The organism is Mycobacterium adipatum, from assembly GCF_001644575.1.
GTDB classification, from domain to species: Bacteria; Actinomycetota; Actinomycetes; order Mycobacteriales; family Mycobacteriaceae; genus Mycobacterium; species Mycobacterium adipatum.
In genome coordinates this window covers 953,417-968,551 of sequence record NZ_CP015596.1, presented here as the reverse complement: position 1 = coordinate 968,551, position 15,135 = coordinate 953,417, and the positions used below count along the sequence as shown (strand labels likewise).

Annotated in this window: 17 protein-coding genes; 10 read left to right on the top strand and 7 right to left on the bottom strand. The window is 67.9% G+C overall.

Going from position 1 to position 15,135, the window contains the following annotated elements:
- Window positions 1-12: 12 nt before the first annotated feature.
- Window positions 13-1,323 carry a cytochrome P450 gene (locus tag A7U43_RS04480; RefSeq protein ID WP_067991603.1) on the bottom strand — a complete coding sequence of 437 codons (1,311 nt, stop codon included), beginning with the start codon at window positions 1,321-1,323 and terminating at the stop codon, window positions 13-15.
- A gap of 108 nt (window positions 1,324-1,431) precedes the next feature.
- Here A7U43_RS04480 and A7U43_RS04475 point away from each other — a divergent pair, with 108 nt between their 5' ends.
- Entirely contained in the window at window positions 1,432-2,022 is a 591-nt protein-coding gene (locus A7U43_RS04475; protein WP_067991600.1) for a TetR/AcrR family transcriptional regulator, read from the top strand.
- On the opposite strand, the gene A7U43_RS04470 is transcribed toward A7U43_RS04475, so the two are convergent.
- Window positions 1,994-2,563, bottom strand: a complete 570-nt coding sequence (locus tag A7U43_RS04470; RefSeq protein WP_067991598.1) for a TetR/AcrR family transcriptional regulator — start codon at window positions 2,561-2,563, stop codon at window positions 1,994-1,996. The two genes, A7U43_RS04475 and A7U43_RS04470, sit on opposite strands and share 29 nt — an antisense overlap.
- 54 nt (window positions 2,564-2,617) lie before the next feature.
- Here A7U43_RS04470 and A7U43_RS04465 point away from each other — a divergent pair, with 54 nt between their 5' ends.
- Window positions 2,618-3,265 carry a class I SAM-dependent methyltransferase gene (locus tag A7U43_RS04465; protein WP_067991595.1) on the top strand — a complete coding sequence of 216 codons (648 nt, stop codon included), beginning with the start codon at window positions 2,618-2,620 and terminating at the stop codon, window positions 3,263-3,265.
- Here A7U43_RS04465 and A7U43_RS04460 read toward each other — a convergent pair.
- From A7U43_RS04460 to A7U43_RS04450, 3 genes are read right to left on the bottom strand one after another with little or no spacing between them, the layout of a single operon-like run.
- Window positions 3,262-4,326, bottom strand: coding sequence for a prenyltransferase (locus A7U43_RS04460; protein ID WP_067991593.1), 1,065 nt, complete (start codon window positions 4,324-4,326; stop codon window positions 3,262-3,264). The genes A7U43_RS04465 and A7U43_RS04460 overlap by 4 nt on opposite strands.
- A gap of 6 nt (window positions 4,327-4,332) precedes the next feature.
- Window positions 4,333-5,049, bottom strand: coding sequence for a class I SAM-dependent methyltransferase (locus tag A7U43_RS04455; RefSeq protein WP_067991591.1), 717 nt, complete (start codon window positions 5,047-5,049; stop codon window positions 4,333-4,335).
- On the bottom strand, window positions 5,043-6,302 hold the full coding sequence (locus A7U43_RS04450; RefSeq protein ID WP_067991588.1) for a glycosyltransferase family 4 protein: 1,260 nt from the start codon (window positions 6,300-6,302) through the stop codon (window positions 5,043-5,045). Before A7U43_RS04450 ends, A7U43_RS04455 begins: the two co-directional genes overlap by 7 nt.
- Before the next feature lie 352 nt (window positions 6,303-6,654).
- Between A7U43_RS04450 and A7U43_RS04445 the strand changes: the two genes are divergently transcribed.
- The 5 genes from A7U43_RS04445 to A7U43_RS04430 are packed head-to-tail and all read left to right on the top strand — an operon-like array spanning window position 6,655 to window position 10,912.
- On the top strand, window positions 6,655-8,505 hold the full coding sequence (locus A7U43_RS04445; RefSeq protein ID WP_067991585.1) for a hypothetical protein: 1,851 nt from the start codon (window positions 6,655-6,657) through the stop codon (window positions 8,503-8,505).
- Window positions 8,502-8,651, top strand: a complete 150-nt coding sequence (locus A7U43_RS30015; protein WP_197499962.1) for a hypothetical protein — start codon at window positions 8,502-8,504, stop codon at window positions 8,649-8,651. Before A7U43_RS04445 ends, A7U43_RS30015 begins: the two co-directional genes overlap by 4 nt.
- Window positions 8,648-9,064 carry a hypothetical protein gene (locus A7U43_RS04440; protein WP_067991581.1) on the top strand — a complete coding sequence of 139 codons (417 nt, stop codon included), beginning with the start codon at window positions 8,648-8,650 and terminating at the stop codon, window positions 9,062-9,064. The genes A7U43_RS30015 and A7U43_RS04440 overlap by 4 nt, the downstream gene beginning before the upstream one ends.
- A complete protein-coding gene (locus A7U43_RS04435) occupies window positions 9,061-10,347 on the top strand; it encodes a hypothetical protein (protein ID WP_067991579.1) in 1,287 nt (428 codons plus the stop codon). Before A7U43_RS04440 ends, A7U43_RS04435 begins: the two co-directional genes overlap by 4 nt.
- Window positions 10,348-10,363: 16 nt before the next feature.
- Window positions 10,364-10,912 (top strand): isochorismatase family protein, encoded by a 549-nt coding sequence (locus A7U43_RS04430; protein ID WP_067991576.1) that lies wholly within the window; start codon window positions 10,364-10,366, stop codon window positions 10,910-10,912.
- Between the two features lies 1 nt (window position 10,913).
- Here the strand turns inward: A7U43_RS04430 and A7U43_RS04425 are convergent, their stop codons facing one another.
- On the bottom strand, window positions 10,914-11,717 hold the full coding sequence (locus A7U43_RS04425; protein WP_067991573.1) for an enoyl-CoA hydratase/isomerase family protein: 804 nt from the start codon (window positions 11,715-11,717) through the stop codon (window positions 10,914-10,916).
- A gap of 54 nt (window positions 11,718-11,771) precedes the next feature.
- On the opposite strand from A7U43_RS04425, the gene A7U43_RS04420 reads away from it, so the two are divergent.
- From A7U43_RS04420 to A7U43_RS04410, 3 genes are read left to right on the top strand one after another with little or no spacing between them, the layout of a single operon-like run.
- Window positions 11,772-12,224: a MarR family winged helix-turn-helix transcriptional regulator gene (locus A7U43_RS04420; RefSeq protein ID WP_067991570.1), complete on the top strand. Its 453-nt coding sequence runs from the start codon at window positions 11,772-11,774 to the stop codon at window positions 12,222-12,224.
- Window positions 12,221-13,030: an ATP-binding cassette domain-containing protein gene (locus A7U43_RS04415; protein ID WP_067991566.1), complete on the top strand. Its 810-nt coding sequence runs from the start codon at window positions 12,221-12,223 to the stop codon at window positions 13,028-13,030. The genes A7U43_RS04420 and A7U43_RS04415 overlap by 4 nt, the downstream gene beginning before the upstream one ends.
- A gap of 1 nt (window position 13,031) precedes the next feature.
- Window positions 13,032-13,835 carry an ABC transporter permease gene (locus A7U43_RS04410; RefSeq protein WP_068001886.1) on the top strand — a complete coding sequence of 268 codons (804 nt, stop codon included), beginning with the start codon at window positions 13,032-13,034 and terminating at the stop codon, window positions 13,833-13,835.
- On the opposite strand, the gene A7U43_RS04405 is transcribed toward A7U43_RS04410, so the two are convergent.
- A complete protein-coding gene (locus tag A7U43_RS04405; RefSeq protein WP_068001883.1) occupies window positions 13,832-15,073 on the bottom strand; it encodes a maltokinase N-terminal cap-like domain-containing protein in 1,242 nt (413 codons plus the stop codon). The genes A7U43_RS04410 and A7U43_RS04405 overlap by 4 nt on opposite strands.
- Between the last annotated feature and the right edge of the window lie 62 nt (window positions 15,074-15,135).

Sequence of the window (15,135 nt, the reverse complement as noted above, 5' to 3'; positions counted from 1 at the left end):
GTAGGCACCGGCCTAGCGCCGGTGCAGCACCACCCGGCCGCCGCGCTTGGGCGTGAAGGCCACTCCTCGCGAGTGCACCTTCTCCCCCGGCGCGGTGGTGGTGGCGATGGTGAAGTGCCGCAGCACCGTCCGCAGCACGATGTCCATCTCGACGTTCGCGAACACCGCGCCGACGCACCGGCGGGTTCCGCCACCGTAGGGCACCCAGGCCAACGGCGGGCGGTTGCCGACGAACCGTTGCGGGTCGAACCGTGCGGCATCGTCGAATTCACGCTCGTGCAGCTGGGACAGGCTGACGACGATGGAATGCCCCTGCGGGATCACCCATTCACCGAGTTCGAAGGTCGGCGCGTAGACGTGCCTGCCGGAGAAGTCGATGACGGTCCTGACACGCTGGGTCTCCAGGATGACGGCCTGGCGGTACTCGTTGTCGTCACCAGCAGCTTCCTCGACCAGCCTGGCCAGCACCTCGGGATGGCGGCTGATCCGCTCGAACACCCAACCCATGGTTGACGCCGTGGTCTCGTGCCCGGCGGCGAGCAGGGTCAGCAATTCGTCGGCGATGTCCTGGCGTGACATCGCCGAGCCGTCCTCGTAGGTACTGCGCAGCAGCAACGCCAGCACGTCGTCACGTTCGTCGAGCCCGGGATCGGCGGCCACGTCGTCGATCAATCGGCCCACGACGTCGTCATAGCGGCGGCGGTAGTCGGCCAGTCGGCCCCATGGGTGCCACCGACCGTATTCCCGCTTGGGGGTGGGCAATGTCGCGCAGCGGGAACCCAACGTCACCCACGGGGGGATGATCCTGCGCAGCTCGTCCAGGTGTGCGCCGTCAGCGCCGAACACCGCCCGCAGGATCGCGTTCAGGGTGATCCGCATCATCGGCTCCAGCGTCGCGAACTCCTGACCGACCGGCCAATTCGCGGATTCGCGGAGCGTCTCTTCCTCGAAGATCCGCTCGTAGTTCTTGATGCTCTTTCCGTGGAAGGGCGGTGTGAGCAGCCGGCGCCGTCGCTTGTGTTCCCCGCGGTCGAGCGCGAATACCGAGCCGGGCCCGAGGATCCTGGACAGGTTCGGCTGGATGTTGCCCACGTCGTCGGGGCTGGCGGTGAACAGCTGCTTGGCCAGCTGCGAATCGGTGACGATCACGGTGGGCCCGAAGACCGGTAGCGCCATGGTGAATGCCGACCCGTACTTGTCGGCCAGCCGCGCCACCACGGGGCGGCGGAACAGCGCGAACCCGATGCCCATCAGCGCCCGGCTGACGGTCGGGCCCGGTGGAAGGCGCACGGCGGGAACTTCGGTGATGGTCGCTTCGCTCATGGGACGCACTCCAGACCGGGTATTGGTACTGCGCTGTACCGCAGGGTATGCAGGTACGGTACTCCGCGGTACCACCGGTAGGCAAGGGTTATCGGCAAGGATGACGCGATGCACGAAAGCCGGCCCTTTCGCACCCGCCTGTTCGACGGTCTGGCGTCGTCCATCGCCGAGCACGGCTACCGCGCCACCACGGTGGCCGATATCGTGCGGCACGCCCGGACCTCCAAGCGCACGTTCTACAGCGAATTCACCGACAAGGAAGAGTGTTTCGTCGAGCTGCTACGAGCCGACCACGAACAATTGCTGCTGGCGATCCGGACCGCCGTGAACCCCGAATCGGATTGGCGGGAGCAGGTGCGACAGGCCGCCACCGCCTATGTCGACCATATCGGCGCGCGTCCGGGGATCACGCTGAGCTGGATCCGGGAACTGCCCGCGCTCGGCACCACCGTGCGGTCCATTCAACGAGCGGCCATGAGCGATCTCACCGATCTGCTCATCGACCTGTCCGACAGTCCGGGCTTCCGGCGTGCCGAGCTGGCCCCGGTCCGCCGGGAACTCGCCGTCGTCCTGCTCGGCGGGCTGCGGGAGCTGACGGCGCTCACGGTGGAAGACGAGTTGCCCGCCGAATCCATCCTGGAGCCCGCGGTGCTCGCCGCCGAGGCATTGCTCAGCGCAGGATCAGCCGCGCCGATTTGAGCAACCGCAGGGAAATCTCGGGGTAGGCCTCATATCCCATCCCGGCCCACACCAGCGTGCCGGTGTAGAGCAGTTCGAGCGCCTCGATGACATCGGGATCCACCGCCGCCCCCAGCGCCGCGACCAGGCGAGCCCGGATATCCGCGCCGATGCGCCCGCGCAGCACGTCCACGTCGGGGTCCTTGCCGAGCAGCGCGTTGGTCACCGCACCCGCGAACTCGGGTTCACCGGCCACCAGCGACGAGATCTGCTCCAGCACCTCGAGCACGCGGGTCGCCGGATCCGGCGACTCGTGTTCGGCCAGCGGCGACTCGACGAGCCTGCGCCAGAACACCTCGGCGACGAGGTGTTCCTTGGAGGAGAAGTAGGTGTAGGCGGTGGCGGCTCCGACACCGGCCTGCGCGGCCACCCGCCGCACGGTCAGTGCCGAGAAACCCTCGCGGCCCAGCAGATCGAGCGCAGCCTTGCCCAGCCGGTCCACGGTATCGGCCTGCTTGGCGCTCAACCGACGGCGCGTCGACTCCAGGGCCGTATCGGACACGTGTCCAGACACTACTGCAACCCCTCAGTACCAGCAACGGTAGGTTTAGCTGCCATGAGCACCGCCGACACCACTCTGCCCGCCGACGCCGCCCGTCTGTTCGAGTTCGCCGAGCAGGTCATCGGCTTCATGCCCGCCGACGAGGGCCGCGCGCTCTACGACGCCGCAGTGCACTATCTGGCCGGGGGCGTCGGGGTCGAGATCGGCACCTACTGCGGTAAGTCCACCGTGCTATTGGGCGCGGCCGCGGCACAGGTCGACGGCGTCATCTTCACCGTCGATCACCATCACGGCTCCGAGGAACACCAGCCGGGCTGGGAGTACCACGACAGCGGTCTCGTCGATCCGGTCACCAAGCGCTTCGACACCCTGCCCACCATGCGCCACACCCTGGACCTGGCCGGTCTGGAGGACCACGTGGTGGCGATCGTCGGCAAGTCCCCCACCGTCGCCCGGGTATGGGGCACCCCGGTGCAGTTCCTGTTCATCGATGGCGGCCACACCGAAGAGGCCGCCCAGCGTGACTACGACGGCTGGGCCAAATGGGTCGCGCCCGGTGGCGGACTGGTCATCCACGACGTCTTCCCCGACCCGAACGACGGTGGCCAGGCTCCATTCCACATCTACCGCCGCGCAGTCGATTCCGGAGACTTCAAGGAGATCTCGGCGACCGGTTCACTGCGCCTGCTGGAACGCGTCTAGACCCGGTCACACGCGCAGTCGAACTCGCCTTCCAGACCGCGCGGCAAGTCGACACCGTGGAAGATGCTGCCGGCCGGGGTGGTCCGGGACAGCGCATCGGCGGCCAGGATCATCGCCGCACCGGTCCAGGTGGTGCGCTCCACCGGCCAACGCTTGCCATCGGTGAAAACCAGCCCAGTCCAATAGGATCCATCCGACTCACGCAGGTGCTGCATGGCGGTGAACTGCTCCAGCGCACGGGTACGGTCGCCGACCGCATCCAAGGCCATCACCAGCTCGCAGGTCTCCGCACCGGTCACCCACGGCCGATGATCGACACAGCGGATACCCAGGCCCGGAACCACGAATTCATCCCAGCGTGACGCGATGCGGGCATGGGCCGCCGCACCCTGGACGGCACCGGTGAGCACCGGGTAGTACCACTCCATCGCATGAGTGTCCTTGGCGTTGAACAGTTCCGGATGCTCAGCAATCGCATGTCCGAGCTGGCCAACCGCTACTTCCCATTCCGGCTGCGGATCGTCGAGATAGTTCGCCAATGCCAGACCGCATCGGATGCTGTGGTAGATGCTCGCGCATCCGGTGAGCAGCGCGTCGTCCATCATCCCGGCATCGCTTCTGGCCCAACTGATCTGACCGTCGGCCAGCTGCATGCTGAGCACGAGCTCGATTGCCCGGCTGACCGTCGGCCACATCTGTGCCGCGAACCGCCTATCCCCGGTGATGAGCACGTGGTGCCACACCCCCGTCGCGATATAGGCACAGAAGTTGCTGTCGGTATTGGCATCCTCGATGACACCGTTACGCGTCTGGATGGGCCAGGAACCGTCCGCCCGCTGCGTGTTGCGGCACCAGTCGAATCCGGCGCGGGCCGGCTCCAGCAGTCCCGCGGCGGTCAATGCCATCAGGTTCTCGACGTGGTCCCACGGATCGGTGTGGCCTCCGACCGACCACGGGATGGCGCCATCGGATTCCTGGGTGTCGGCGATGGACTGCGCAGTCTGCACACACTGCTGAGGGGTCAATACACCTGGTACACCCGGAATCTCGTGGCGGCGCATAGCGTCCTACGCGGCCGGCTTCGTGAAATAGAGGGCCACGCTCTTCCCGATCAACGGGTTCAGCGCGGCCTCCGCCTGACGTGTCACCCAGGGCCGGCTCATCATGTCCCACACCAGTAGCTTGTGATACGCGGTCACCGCCGGATGGTCCGGCTTGTCCACGCCGACCGCGCACTTGAGCCACCAGAACGGCGCATGCAGCGAATGCGCGTGCTCGCGATGCGTGAATCGCAGGCCACGGCTCACGATCTTGTCGCGCAGTTCATCGGCACGGTAGATGCGGATGTGCCCGCCCTCGTTGGCGTGGTATTCGTCCGAGAGCAACCAGCACACCTTCTCCGGCAGCCAGCGAGGCACCGTAACAGCAAGAGCGCCGCCGGGTTTGAGCACCCGGACCAGCTCGCCGATCGCCGCGTCATCCGCGGGAACATGCTCGAGGATCTCCGATGCGATCACACAGTCGAAACTGTCGTCGGCATAAGGGAGGGCAAGAGCATCACCCTTGACCACTTCGGCGCGGGCCGAGGCCGGGGCTTCACCCTGCTCCTTCATCGCGGTCAGGATGGCATCGACATCGTTGAGATCCTCGACGCTCTGGTCGAAGGCGATGACGTCGGCACCACGCCGGTAGGCCTCGAAGGAGTGCCGGCCGGCACCACAACCCACATCGATGACCGATGTCCCGGGCCCGACGCCGAGCCGGTCGTAGTCAACGGTCAGCACGCTGTCCGCCCTTTCCTCGCATTTTCCGCGGTTCTCTCGATCGCCCGCTCGTACACGGTAACAGTCTGTGCCGCAACGGATTCCCAACTGAAGACGTCGAGCGCGCGGCGACGCCCGGCGGCGCCGAGCCGGTGCCGTTCGGTCGGCGAGTCCAGCAGCTGTCCGAGCACACCGGTCAACTCGTCGACATCTGCGGGACGCACCAACCTGGCGCATTCACCCTCTTCGCCGAGCACCTCCGGCAGCGCCCCGGCTCTGCTCGCCACGATGGGCGTGCCGCTGGCCATCGCCTCCACCGCGGGCAATGAGAAGCCCTCGTAAAGCGAAGGAATGCAGGCAATTTCGGCTGAGGCGAGCAGATCGGCGAGCGCCTCGTCGGACAATCCACTGGAGACGTTGACGATATCGGAGATGCCGAGTTCGGCGATCAGCTTCTCGGTCGGGCCGTTGGGTTCCAGCTTGGACACCAGCTGCACATCCAGATTGTGGTGGGCCCGCAGACGCGCCACCGCCTGCAGCAGGTTGCCGACACCCTTGAGCGGCACATCGGCGCTGGCGATCGCGATGATGCGACCCGGCACCCGCTGTGCGGCAGGCTTGAACAGTTCGGTGTCCACCCCGAGCGGGACCACATGCAGCTGGTCGTCGCGCACCCCGAAGTCCTCGGCGATATCGGCGCCGGACGTCGACGAGACCGTCAACAGGTCCGGGAGCGCCCGGGCCACTTTCTTCTGCGTCTCGGCGAACGCGTACCAGCGCCGCACCAGCGGCTTGCGCCACCAGGTGGCCGCGGCCACCTCCAGCACGCGGTCCCGGGTGATGGGGTGATGCACGGTGGCGACCACCGGCAGTCCGCGCCTGGCGATCGTCAGCAGCGCCGATCCCAGGCTCTGGTTGTCATGGACGATGTCGAATTCCTCGCCACGTTCGGCCATGATGCGCGCGACCCGCAGGCAGAACGTCTTGGGCTCCGGGAACCCGGCCGTCCACATGGTGGCCAGCTCGAGGAGGTCGATCCGGTCCCTGATCTCGCGCGGATGCGGAACCCGGAACGGGTCGGGCTCACGATAGAGGTCCAGACTCGGCACCTTCGTCAGCCGGACCCGCGGGTCCAGGCCCTCCGGGTAGGGCTGCCCGGAGAACACCTCGACATCGTGACCGAGCTCGGCGAGACCGGCAGAGAGGTATCGGACATAGACACCCTGACCACCGCAATGGGTCTTACTGCGATAGGAGAGAAGAGCTATGCGCACGTCAGCTCGATCCGCTGAACTGCAGCGCAAGCATACTGGACATGTGTCCAGACTATAGTTCGACCGACTAGGGGGCGCAACGCGGCTGTGCCCGGACCGGTCGGCCGCACGCATGCGGGGGTCACCCCGTCGCGGCGTGGACCGGTCCTGCGCCCAGTGTCCGTTCTGCAGCAACGCTGCTTCCGCGCAGCGCCGGGGGGACCCGCGCCGACTTCGTCGCGCCGCCATGGTTGCGGACCGGCCAACTTCACCGGCCTGGCGATCCCCCGCGCCTGGTACCCCTGGTATCGGGTATCTGTTTCTGGCAACATTACCGGCCAGTAAGCCGCAGGGCGTCGAAACGGGGTGGGACATGGTGGGTACGTCGTTCTTGTCGGCAGGGACCGTGCTGGTGGCCGAGGCCGGCACCGAGGGGGGCGGGGCAGACCTCGATCAGATCATCGGCGTCTCGATCGCCACCGGCATCATCACCGCCGGGCTGTTGTGGATCGGCATCCTGCATCGCACCCGCCGCATCACCTGGTTGGACACGCTCGCCAACAAGGTCGGCACCAAGATGAACCGGCCGCCCTGGGTGGCGCTGCCGACCCTGCTGTTCACCTCGACCATCATCTGCGCGATGTTCGGGTTCATCTGGGACGTCAGCCTGCACATCGGCAAGGGCCGCGACTCCGGCCCACTGGCCAACCCGGCGCACTACTTCATCCTGGTCGGGCTGTTCCTGCTGTTCATCGCCGGCTCGTTGGCCATCATCCTGCCCTACGAGAAGCCCGGTCCGGCCGCGTTGAAGATCACCAGAACCTGGTACGCGCCCGTGGGCGGGGTGCTGATGGCGGCATGCGGCCTGTACGCGCTCATCGGTTTCCCGCTCGACGACGTGTGGCATCGCATCTTCGGCCAGGACGTCACACTCTGGGGACCCACGCACCTGATGCTGATCGGTGGCGCGGGCCTTTCTCTGGTGGCCGTGCTGCTCCTGGAGCACGAGGGCCGCATCGCGATGGGCCCGGATGCCGATATCGCCCCACGGAAGATCCTGCGCTACTTCGCCTTCGGCGGTCTGGTCATCGGCATGTCGGTGTTCCCCGTCGAGTACGACTTCGGTATCGAGCAGTTCCGGCTGGTGCTGCACCCGATGCTGATCGCGGCCGCCGCGGCGTTGGCCCTGGTGGCCGCCCGGATCACCCTCGGAAAGGGCGCCGCGCTGGCTGCCGTGCTGTTCGCGCTGCTGATCCGCGGGCTCGTCGCGGCCGCGGTGGGCCCGGTGCTCGGCGCTCCCTACAGCTGGTTCGCGCTGTACCTCGGCCCGGCCGTGGTCGTCGAATTGCTGGCGCTCACACCGCTTCTGCGCCGACCCATCCTGTTCGGTGCCGCTGCCGGCGCCGGTATCGGCACGGTCGGCTTGTGGCTGGAGTCGTTCTGGATCGACGCGGTCTTCATGTACCCGTGGCCGGCCTCCATGTGGGTCGAAACCCTGGTCACCTCGGTGCCGGTGGCCGTCCTGATGGGCATGTGCGGTGGGCTGCTCGCCACCGTGCTCACCGGGCGCCCGTTGCCGCGGCGCGGCGCGAGCATCGGCATCGTGGTGCTGACGGTGCTGACGATCGGCGCTGCGGTCGGCAACGGCCTGAACATCTCGGTGCCAGTGAACGCCACCGCCCAGATCACCCTGACGGAGTTGCCGGGCCCCGCCGGGCAGCGGTTGGTCGGCGCCGACATCCGGATCACCCCCAGCGACCTGATCAGCGCTGACCCCCAATGGGTTTCGATGCTGTCCTGGCAGGGCGGCCTGGACAACGAGCGCGGGCTGATCGTGGACAAGCTGGACCGCCTCGGGCCCGGTCACTACCGCACCACCCGGCCGATACCGGTGTGGGGCACCTGGAAAACACTCGTGCGCGTGCAGGACGGCCGCACCATGACCGCAGTGCCGGTGTTCCTGCCCGCCGACCCGGGCATCGGCGCCACCGAGTTGCCCGCCGAGGCGTCGATGAACCGGGCCTTCACCCAGGAGATCGAAATCCTGCAGCGTGAACGCAATCTGGACGTACCGGGCTGGTTGTTCACCGCGGCCTCGTTCGTGGTCCTGGTGTGCTCACTGATCCTGATCGCGGCGCTGAGTTGGGGAGCCGGCCGGATCAACGACCGGGAGATGCGCGCCCACAGCGGTACGCAGGCCAAGCAACCCGTTCCACTGACGTGACCTATCAGGCCGACCACTCTCTGCTGCTGGCGCTGCCCGCATTCGCTCCCGCGGTGGTGGTCGCCGCCGTGGTGGCGTGGGTGGCCATCCGGGACCGGCGCCGCCCCGATCCCGCCGACGAAAATCTCACCGAGGACACAGATTGAGGAAACAGATCACGACGCTCGTGGTGTTGTCCGCAGCCACCCTGGCCGGCGCGGGCTGCTCGGATCCCGTCGAGCAGCCGGCCGCCCAGACCGGCGCTCCCGCGATCACCGCGGCGCCGTCACTCTCCGATCAGCAGGCGCCTCCGCAACGGGTGGTCATCGACGTCACCATCGCCGACGGGAAGGTGGCACCGGTCAACCAACAGATGCAGGCCGCGGTGCGGCAGCCGATCATCATCCGGGTCACCAGTGACACCGACGACGAATTGCACGTGCACGCCAGCCCCGAACACACCTTCACGGTGAAACCCGGACCGCTGCAGTCCTTTCAGTTCGAGGTCGAGGTGCCCGGCAAGGTCGACGTCGAGTTACACCGCCTGCACCGCGTCGTCGCGACCATCACGGTGCAGTGACCGCCACAGCGGTGCTCGCGCACGGCCTGGGTGGCTCGGCGGATCTGCCGATTCCGTTCACCTATGCGGTCGTCGGCGCGGCATGGACGCTGACCGCCACCTTCGCGGTGGTGGTGTTGGCCTGGCGCACAGCCCGTTTCGATCCCGACACGCCCGGCCGTCCGCTGCCGCGCTGGGTGACCGCCGCCGTCGACGCGCCGGTGACCCGGTGGCTGGTCGGCGCGGCGGGGCTGATCTTCACCGCGTGGGTGGCCGTAGCGGCAGTGACCGGACCGCAGGATTCGGGCAATGCGCTGCCCGGTGTCTTCTACGTCCTGCTGTGGGTGGGCCTGGTGGCGCTGTCGCTGCTCCTCGGACCGGTGTGGCGGGTGCTGTCGCCGGTGCGCACACTCGCGCGCCTGCTGCGCATCACCCGCGGTCGCGGTTACCCCCGCCGGCTGGGCTACTGGCCGGCCGCCGCGGGACTGTTCGCCTTCGTCTGGCTGGAGCTGGCCAGCCCGGACCCGGGATCGCTGACCGCGGTGAAGGTCTGGCTACTGATCTACCTGCTGGTGACACTCACCGGCGCCGTGGTGGTCGGGCCGCGTTGGTGTGCGCATGCCGATCCGTTCGAGGTGTACAGCATGATCGCGTCGCGGTGTGCGCCGTGGCGCCGCAATGCCGACGGCCGCATCGCGATCGGTAATCCGTTCCACCATCTGCTGTCGCTGCCGGTCCGCCCCGGCACCGTGACCGTGCTGGCGGTACTGCTGGGATCGACGGCGTTCGACAGCTTCTCGGCGCTCCCGGCGTGGCGGAACCTCGTCGACACCCACACCACGGGCGGGTGGGACGCCACCGCGCTCAAGACGGCGGGGCTGCTGGTCTTCGTGGTGACGGTCGCGGCGAGTTTCAGCCTGGCCGCCGCAGCGACCGGCGGGGTCGACCGCGAGGGCCGTCGGGCACTCCCCGGCCTGATGGCACATTCGTTGATCCCCATCGTCATCGGCTACGCCTTCGCGCATTACCTCACCTATCTGGTCGAGAAGGGCCAGCAGACCTTTCACGCACTCATCGGATCCCCCGACGCGCCGGTGTATTACCTGCTGTCCATGCATCCGTCGGTACTGGCGTCGATCAAGGTCGGATTCGTGCTCCTCGGCCACGTGGCCGGGGTCATCGCCGCGCACGACCGCGCCCTGCGCGTCCTGCCCAAGGGCCATCAGATGACCGGGCAGCTCGCGATGATGCTGGTGATGGTCGGCTACACATTCACCGGGCTGTACCTGCTCTTCGGTGGTTGAGGACTACGGTTGAGCCATGCGTGCGCTGATCGTGGTCGATGTGCAGAAGGACTTCTGCGAGGGCGGGTCCCTGGCGGTGGACGGCGGCGCCGCCGTGGCGCGGGGAATCACCGAGATGCTGGCCGACCACGACTACGACCACGTGGTGGCCACCATGGATTTCCACATCGACCCCGGTGAGCATTTTTCCGATACTCCCGACTACCGGGTGTCGTGGCCCCGCCACTGTGTGGTGGGCACCCCCGGCGTGGACTTCCACGAGAACCTCGATCCTGCAGCGGTGCAGGCGGTGTTCACCAAGGGCGAATTCTCGGCCGCCTACAGCGGTTTCGAGGGGACCGATGCCGACGGGACGACGTTGACGGACTGGCTCGCCCAGCGCGGGGTCAACAGCGTCGACGTGGTGGGTATCGCCACCGATTACTGCGTGCGGGCCACCGCCCTCGACGCGGTGGCGGCCGGATTGAAGACCCGCGTGTTGCTGCCGCTGTGCGCCGGGGTGGCCGCCGATTCGACGGCCGAGGCGGTGGCGCTGCTGCGGGCCCGTGGCGTCGAGGTCGTGTAGATCAGTCCTGGGTGGGGTCCACCGGCCGGCCGGTCCATCGCGGAGCGCGACGCTGTAGGTACGCGCGCACCCCTTCGGCGGCATCCTCGTGGGCCATCAGCTTGAGGTGGATCTCGGTCTCGCGCGTGCCGACCTGCTCGCGGGTGAGATCGAACGAATCCCACAACAGCCGCTTGCTGGCCGCCACCGACATCGGTGCGGTGTTCGCGGCGATATCGCGGGCGACCTGCAGTGCGGTCGGCAACACCTCCTCGGCCGGCAACACCCGGCTCCCCAGGCCGAGCGCCACGGCCCGGTCACCGTCGAATGTCGCTCCGGTCAAAAGGATCTCGGCGGCATTCGCGATCCCTACCAATCGGGGCAGCACCCAGTGTGCATAGGCATCACCCACCACGCCGCGACGGACCTGCACGATGCCGTACCTGGCGTCGGCGGCGAAGAACCGGATATCGCACTGCAGGGCCAGCGTCAGGCCGAGGCCGATCGCATGTCCGTTGATCGCGGCGATCACGGGTTTGCTCAGTGCCCACACCGGCACCGCGAAGCCGGCCGCGCTGAACCCGTCGCCGGGCGTGCTGAACGTGTTGGCACCGGCGCCCAGATCAGCCCCCGCACAGAAGGCCGGCCCAGTGCCGGTCAGCACGATCGCGCGGATCTCGTCGGTGACATCGCAGCGTGTCAGCGCGTCGGCCAGTTCCGCACGCATCCCGTCGCCCACGGCATTGCGTCGTTCGGGTCGGTTCAGCGTGACGGTGGCCACCCCGGCGTGCACGGTGGTCAGCAGCGTTCGGTACTCGGGCAGCACAGGCGGTCCTTTCGCTCACCGCCAATATATCTGTAGCAGAGGTATTATTTCGGGATGGACACCCGCACCGATCTGGCCGGCGAACTGTTCGGCGTGGTCGGCCGGTTCCGGCGACAACTGCGCCGTTGCACTGCAGGGGGGTTCGATCGCACCGGACTGACCCAGTCCCAGGCCGAACTGCTGCGTCTCGTCGGACGCCGGCCCGATATCTCGGTCCGCGAAGCGGCCCACGAACTCGGACTGGCCGCCAACACCGCATCCACGCTGGTATCCCGGCTGGCCGCCGAGAACCTGGTGAACCGGACCGTCGACAGCGCCGACCGGCGGGTCGGACGGCTGCGTCTCACCACTGCCGCACAGCACATCGCCGACCAATCCCGCCGCGAAAGACGCGCGGCGCTGGCCGGCGCGCTGGAGTCACTCGACGATACCCAGATCGAGGATCTGACAAAGGGGTTGGCCGTCATCGCCGAACTGACCCGGCTGCTGCAGGAGGACCGGAAGTGAGCCGGCCACCGGCCGTCGATTGCCGCGGCCTGTCACACCGCTACGGCAAGTTCACCGCCGTGTCCGGTTTCGACCTCACGGTGGCCGCCGGTGAAACGGTGGGCCTGCTCGGCCCCAACGGCGCGGGCAAGACCACCGTGATCCGGGTGCTGGCCACCCTCACCCCGGTACAGCAGGGCGAGGTACGGATCTTCGGACTCGACGCGCGGTGCGACACAATGGACATCCGGTACAACATCGGTTATGTGCCGCAACAGCTTTCCATCGAGGCCGCGTTGACCGGCCGGCAGAATGTCGAATTGTTCGCGCGGCTCTATGACGTACCGCGCCGGGAACGCGCCGAGCGGGTCGCCCAGGCACTGAGCTCGATGCAGCTCGGCGATGTTGCCGACAGGACGGCGGGCACCTATTCCGGCGGGATGGTGCGGCGCCTGGAACTCGCCCAGGCCCTGGTCAACCGGCCGTCACTGCTGCTGCTCGACGAGCCCACCGTCGGGTTGGATCCCATTGCGCGCGATGGCGTCTGGGATCAGGTCGACCGCATGCAGGCCGAGTTCGGCATGGCCGTGCTGCTCACCACCCACTACATGGGTGAGGCCGATGCGCTGTGCGACCGGGTGGCGCTCATGCACCACGGCGAACTGCGGGCGCAGGGCACCCCGGCGGACCTGAAGCGGGACGTCGGTCCGCACGCCACCCTGGAGGACGTGTTCCGCCACCACGCCGGTTCCGATCTCGACGCGGCCACCCCCGCGGGACTGCGCGAGGTCCGCGCCGCACGACGGACGGCCCGCCGTGTCGGATGACATCGGCCCCACCCTGATCCGGGCTCCCCGCGGATTGCGGCGGATCCCCGGAATCGGCACCCGGATCGGCGCATTCGCGCTCGTCGAGCTGCAGAAACTGCGTCACGACCGCACCGAACTGTTCACCCGGCTGGTGCAACCGGCGCTGTGGCTGCTGATCTTCGGCCAGACCTTCTCGGCGCTCGACGTGATCGACACCGGCGACGTGCCCTACCTTGCGTTCCTCGCGCCGGGCATCATCGCCCAGTCCGCCCTGTTCATCTCGATCTTCTACGGCATCCAGATCATCTGGGACCGCGATGCCGGCATCCTCGCCAAACTGATGGTGACACCAGCCCCGCCCACCGCGCTCATCACCGGGAAAGCCTTTGCCGCCGGCGTCCGTTCGGTCGTCCAGGTGATCGGTGTCGTCGCACTGGCCTATCTACTCGGCGTGCACATGACGACGAATCCGCTGCGGATCCTGGGGGCGATGGGCGTGGTGCTGCTCGGATCGGCGTTCTTCGCCTGCCTGTCGATGTCGCTGGCCGGCCTGGTCCGCAACCGCGACCGGTTGATGGGTATCGGGCAGGCCATCACCATGCCGCTGTTCTTCGCCTCCAACGCGCTCTACCCGGTGGAGTTGATGCCGCAATGGCTGCGCTGGTTGTCGGCGATCAATCCACTGAGCTACGAGGTGAATGCCTTGCGCGGACTGCTGATCGGCACACCCACCAACGCCGCCCTGGACATCGCGGTGCTCGTGGTGGCCGCGGTGCTCGGGGTGCTGACGGCGGCGGCGCTGCTGCGCAGGCTGGTTCGCTAGGCACTCAACAGACGGCCGACTGCATTAAGCGGAATGGGCAACCAGTCGGGCCGGTAGCGCGCCTCGTATCCGGCCTCGTAGACGGCCTTGTCCAGTTCGTAGGCACGCAGCACGGCGGCGGCCGCCCGCGGGTCCGTGTCACCGGCCGCGGCGTAGCCCGCGCAGAAGGCGGTGCCGTTGTCCTCGGCCCACCGCCGCTGCGCGTCGGCGTCTCCGCCGGTCGTCAGCTGCCGCTGGTGCGCGGCGTAGTCGTAGGACCGCAACATGCCCGCGACGTCACGCAACGGCGAATCCGGCCGCCGGCGCTCCTGCAGCGGTTGTCCGGGTTCGCCCTCGAAGTCGATCACCAGCCAGCCCTGCGGGGTGTGCAGCACCTGCCCGAGATGCAGATCGCCATGGATCCGGTGTTCGGTCGACGATTCCTCGGCCACCTCGCGGTAGTTCCGCTCGATCGCGGGAACGTAACCGGCCAGCTCGGGTACCCGTGCCGCCACCGCATGTAACCGTTCGGTCATGGTCGGCGCCGGGAACGCGCCGACCCGGCGGCCGAGCGTCTCGGCGAGGGCATGGTGCACCGAGCCCACCGCCTCGCCGAGCCGGCGAGACTCCTCGACGAAGTCGTCACCGGCGCCGGTGATCGCCAACTGCCAACCGTCCACCGAGTCGGGCGCGAAGGCGCTGGCCATGCCCAGCATGTATTGTTCTGCGCCCCAGTCAATCTCATACGAGCCGTAGAGCGCCGTGACGTACGGGTTACCGGCCAGCGCCCGGGTCAGCTCGATATCGGGATTGATCCCCGGGGTGACCCGGCGGAACACCTTGAAGATGGTCCGGTCACCGAAGACCACACTGGTGTTGGACTGTTCACCGCCGAGCACGCGGACCGGGGCGCCGGGCCCGAGATCGGCTCCCGGTTCGCGCAGGAACCGGACCGGCCCGATCTGCGTGGACGCCTCGATGAACGACAACAAGGCACCGGCGGCCTCCGGGTCAGCCAGCGCGTCGAACCCCGCACGCGTCCCGTCGGTGCCGATCAGCGCCGCCGGTGCGCCGGCATCCCAGCGGACCAGCACCTGGTAGTCCTCGGTCGGTCCGTCGATGTAGGCCACCTCCAGCAGCACCAGGTCCAGATCGGACCGCAGCGCCTCCACCACGACGGGACGGACCTCCGCGATCTCCCGTCCCCGACCGGAGTACCAGCGCTGTGCGGGCAGCCAGCGGTCGAACGGCAGATCCATGGTCACGCTCATGATTCTCCCCGTACCCGACAGCGCGCGCTCGTACACGTGACGGCGGCTCG

Excerpts from the sequence above, each read along its gene's own strand:
- A7U43_RS04480 (WP_067991603.1), bottom strand. The coding sequence starts at position 1,323 with ATGAGCGAAGCGACCATCACCGAAGTTCCCGCCGTGCGCCTTCCACCG.
- A7U43_RS04475 (WP_067991600.1), top strand. The coding sequence starts at position 1,432 with ATGCACGAAAGCCGGCCCTTTCGCACCCGCCTGTTCGACGGTCTGGCG.
- A7U43_RS04465 (WP_067991595.1), top strand. The coding sequence starts at position 2,618 with ATGAGCACCGCCGACACCACTCTGCCCGCCGACGCCGCCCGTCTGTTC.
- A7U43_RS04460 (WP_067991593.1), bottom strand. The coding sequence starts at position 4,326 with ATGCGCCGCCACGAGATTCCGGGTGTACCAGGTGTATTGACCCCTCAG.
- A7U43_RS04445 (WP_067991585.1), top strand. The coding sequence starts at position 6,655 with ATGGTGGGTACGTCGTTCTTGTCGGCAGGGACCGTGCTGGTGGCCGAG.
- A7U43_RS04430 (WP_067991576.1), top strand. The coding sequence starts at position 10,364 with ATGCGTGCGCTGATCGTGGTCGATGTGCAGAAGGACTTCTGCGAGGGC.
- A7U43_RS04420 (WP_067991570.1), top strand. The coding sequence starts at position 11,772 with ATGGACACCCGCACCGATCTGGCCGGCGAACTGTTCGGCGTGGTCGGC.
- A7U43_RS04405 (WP_068001883.1), bottom strand. The coding sequence starts at position 15,073 with ATGGATCTGCCGTTCGACCGCTGGCTGCCCGCACAGCGCTGGTACTCC.